Raw genomic sequence first — 4,093 nt, 5'->3', positions numbered from 1 at the left:
ATTTACAACATGCTCATGGCATTCAGACGAAAGAAGAGAAAGAAGCCTGGATAAACCTATTCCGCACCTTTACTCCTGCTGACTCTTTTGATATTCTGGATGTGGGGTGTGGTACTGGGGAGATCAGTATGATTCTAGCAGAGATGGGGCACAACGTCAGTGGGATTGACCTTTCAGAAGGAATGCTGAAAAAGGCAAAAGAGAAAACCGAAAAAACGGGTCTTTCTGCTCAGTTCAGCATAGGAGATGCAGAATCTCTCTCCTGTAATGATCAATCCTATGATATGGTTATTAATCGGCACCTTCTCTGGACATTACCTAATCCGGATAAAGCACTCAATGAATGGTATCGTGTCCTTCGTCCAGGTGGAACCGTTGCGGTAATCGATGGGCTTTGGAGATCAGATTCAAAGATGGATATGGTTCGAAGAACCTGTGCCAATATCGGGGTACTAATAACAGAACGGAAAAATCAGTTCAAACGGTATTATACTTCTGATATGATTCAGTCACTTCCTCATCCATATGGGATGTCCTCATTAACTGCTCTTGAGTATATCCAAAACGCTGGGTATACTGAACCCCATCTTCAATCCTTGAAGGATATCATGGACATTCAACGTAAGTACATGCCGATATCACGGCGGATTGGATATCAGATGCCTTATTTTTTAATTACCGGAAAAAAGTCCTGTTGATGACAGGGTTGTGTGGAGGTTACATATGAAAAAAACTGGAATTCGATTACTATTAGGGATCTTGATTATTTTCATGATCTTTGGTATATCTGGTACTGCCTTTGCAGAAGATGGCAAGATTTTGAATATTGCCCTTGGTACTGAACCAACGGATCTGAATGCTGTTGCAAATAATGCAATGATGTATGATATCATCAAGGTATTCAGCGGTCTTATTAAATCAGATAACAACCTGGCAGCAACCGGCGATCTAGCCAAAACATGGGAACAACCTGATCCGAACACCTATGTGTTTCATCTTCGTGATGGGGTAAAATGGCATGATGGAACTGACTTCTCATCAGATGATGTCAAATTCACATACGATCTTTTGAGAAGTAAAGAATGGATCACAATCTTTCCTCTGTCTTCACAGTATACTGCAATAACTAATATTGAGACACCAGATAAAAATACAGTGAAATTTACTGTAAAAGATCCGGTTGTTCCATTCATTGAGAAATTTTCTCTTCCGATTCTTCCAAAGCACCTTCTTGAAGGACAGGATCTTACCAAGACAGAGTTCTGGCAAAAACCTGTAGGAACTGGGCCATATGTGTTTGATCATTGGAACAAAGGGGAAGAACTAGTCTTTAAAGCGAATAAAAATTATTATAATGGTGTTCCAAAAATTGAAACTCTTCGTTATGTCATCGTCCCTGATGAGAGCGGTAGAATAAATCTTCTGAAGTCAGGTGAAGTACAGGTTATCAAGATGGGTCCAAAAAGTATGGATTCAGTAAAAAGTGTTCCTGGAGTCAAAGTCTTATCTACTCCATCCTCAAACTGGTACTCTCTGGATCTCCCATACATATTGCCTCAATTTAAAGACAAAGCTGTTCACCAGGCTATTGGGCTTGCCATCAACAAAAAGGCGATATTAGATTCTATTTATGTAGGTCAGGGCCAGATGGCATATGGACCATACCGTTCTGAAAGCCCTGTATATAATCCAGATATTGTAACAACACAGGATACCGAAAAAGCTAAAAAGATCCTGACCGATGCAGGATGGAAGATCGGATCAGATGGAGTAATGGAGAAAGATGGAGTAAAACTGGAATTTGATCTTCTCTACGTTGCAACTGCAACTGAACGAAAAGATATTGCAATCGCTGTAGTACCTGATCTTGAAAAGATTGGAATCAAGGTAAACCCGGTAGCACTTGCAAACTGGAATGAAATGACTGCTGAAAAATGGCACAACAATGCTGCCGTTATGGCTCAGGGATCCCCTCTTGATCCTGATAATAATGTATACATGATTTATCACTCGAAATTTATCAACGATGGAACAAATAATCTGGCATCGTATAACAGCCCTGAAGCTGATAAATTAATAGATCAGGGTCGGACGACATCTGATACGAATCAACGTAAACAGATCTATCAACAGCTTCAGAAGGTTCTGGCTGAGGATCAACCCTGTGTCCCTATCCTGTATGGGAACGATATCTATGCATTAAGTGATAAGGTGTCAGGAATGGTTCCCAGGAATGGTCCACACGGAGGAAGTGGAATAGAAGGTTCCATTTGCGGTAACCTATGGTGGAATGTTGAAACCTGGGATCTAAAGGAGTAGATATATGGATCGCAGTCTCCTCCGGTATATTTCCCGGAGAGCACTTCAAATCCCTTTTCTTTTGGTTGGTATCACGATCCTTTCGTTCTTTATCTTTTATCTTTCCCCTATTGATCCGGTAGTTGCCTATTTTGGCATTGAAACAGTAAATAAAATGCCTGTAAGTGATATCGCACTGGTTAAGGATGAACTCGGGCTCAACAAACCAATAATTATCAGATATGAGGCCTGGTTTTTACGAATAACTCATGGCGATCTCGGATTTTCCCAGATTCAACATCGTCCGGTTCTTGATACCATACTGGAAAAATTTCCTGCAACTCTTCTGTTAACCATTCCTGCATATCTTGGAGCAATGCTATGTGCAATTGTGTTTGGGCTATATGCTACAGCAAAGGAAGGTTCATTGTTTGATCGGACAATGACGGGGGTTAGTTATATTCTCTATGCGACACCCACGTTTCTGGTTGCACTTCTGTTCATGCTCATCTTTGCAGTCTGGCTTGGCTGGCTCCCTGCATCTCGAATGGAATCAGTTACAGCACAGAGTACGATCTTAACCATGCTGATAGACAGGATCAGACACCTGATTCTTCCAGTAACGGTTCTTGCAATGAGTCATTTCACCATTTTTTATGGATACATCCGATCAAGTCTCTCGGATTCAATGCGGGAGGATTATATTACAACCGCGAGAGCAAAAGGGCTTGATGAGAAGACCATACTTTATAAACATGCCTTTAAAAACTCATTGCTCCCCTTTATTACCCAGGTTGGGCTAGCAATTCCGTACTTTATTGCAGGAAGCGTTGTGGTTGAAACAATCTTTGCATGGCCGGGTATAGGTCGACTTACATTTGAAGCAGCAATGAGGTCTGACTACATGCTATTGATGGGAATTACACTCTTTACCAGTATTATTGTAATTCTTGGAAATTTATTTGCAGATGTCGCATACGCGGTGGTTGATCCTCGAGTGAGATATGAGTGAAGACATTCTGATGACCTACCGGCCTCTGGTGTATACACCAGGGTTTTTACTCCTGGCCGTGATATTTTGTATTGCTCTCTTTGCACCTATGTTAACATCGTATGATCCTGAAATGGCTGATCTGCATGAGTCAGAAAAACCCCCTTCCATTACTCATTATTTTGGAACTGACTCACTGGGTCGGGATGTTTTCGCCAGAACTCTCTATGGGACCCGGATATCATTAATGGTCGGAGTTTGTGCTGCATTATTGACGGTAACATTGGGAACCTGTATTGGGATATGTGCAGGATTTTTTGGACGAATTATTGATGCATTATTAATGAGGATAGTGGATACCATCTATTCACCACCAGAGACAATCCTTATCATTGTCTTGATTATGATGTTTCCCAGGAGTGTATGGGCTGTAATACTTGTTATTGGTCTGACACACTGGATGAGTACCTCACGGTTGATCCGGAGTGAAACACTCTCATTAAAACAGAGACCTTTTGTTGAATCTGCGATAGCTCTTGGAGCAGGAGATTTCTATATCCTTCGTAGGCATATTTTACCAAATCTCCTCTATGTGTTGGTTATATCAGTGACACTTATGACCGCTCACGCAATTCTCACCGAATCGTTCCTGAGTTTTCTTGGGTTAGGTATTCCTCCTCATCTGGCAAGTTGGGGGAACATGATGAATGATTCACAACGACATATCATGCGGGGGATTTGGTGGACAACTTTATTCCCTGGAACCATGATTGTTATCACCGTATTATCAATATATCTTGTAGG

At 41.4% G+C, this 4,093-nt stretch carries 4 protein-coding genes; all 4 read left to right on the top strand.

The features are described from left to right. Nucleotides 1-698, top strand: a 698-nt coding sequence (locus VN429_RS06370; RefSeq protein WP_325631087.1) for a class I SAM-dependent methyltransferase, incomplete at its 5' end; no start/stop codon positions are given. A gap of 73 nt (nt 699-771) precedes the next feature. Then, a complete protein-coding gene (locus tag VN429_RS06365) occupies nt 772-2,319 on the top strand; it encodes an ABC transporter substrate-binding protein (protein WP_325631084.1) in 1,548 nt (515 codons plus the stop codon). A gap of 4 nt (nt 2,320-2,323) precedes the next feature. Next, entirely contained in the window at nt 2,324-3,310 is a 987-nt protein-coding gene (locus VN429_RS06360) for an ABC transporter permease (RefSeq protein ID WP_325631082.1), read from the top strand. Next, nucleotides 3,303-4,093: ABC transporter permease (locus tag VN429_RS06355; RefSeq protein WP_325631075.1), on the top strand; the 791-nt coding region annotated here is incomplete at its 3' end. The genes VN429_RS06360 and VN429_RS06355, both read left to right, overlap by 8 nt.

The sequence above is a fragment of the Methanospirillum sp. genome, assembly GCF_035560735.1.
Classification (GTDB): Archaea; Halobacteriota; Methanomicrobia; order Methanomicrobiales; family Methanospirillaceae; genus Methanospirillum.
Note: the sequence above shows the minus strand (reverse complement) of the source record. Positions and strands in the feature narration are given on the sequence as shown.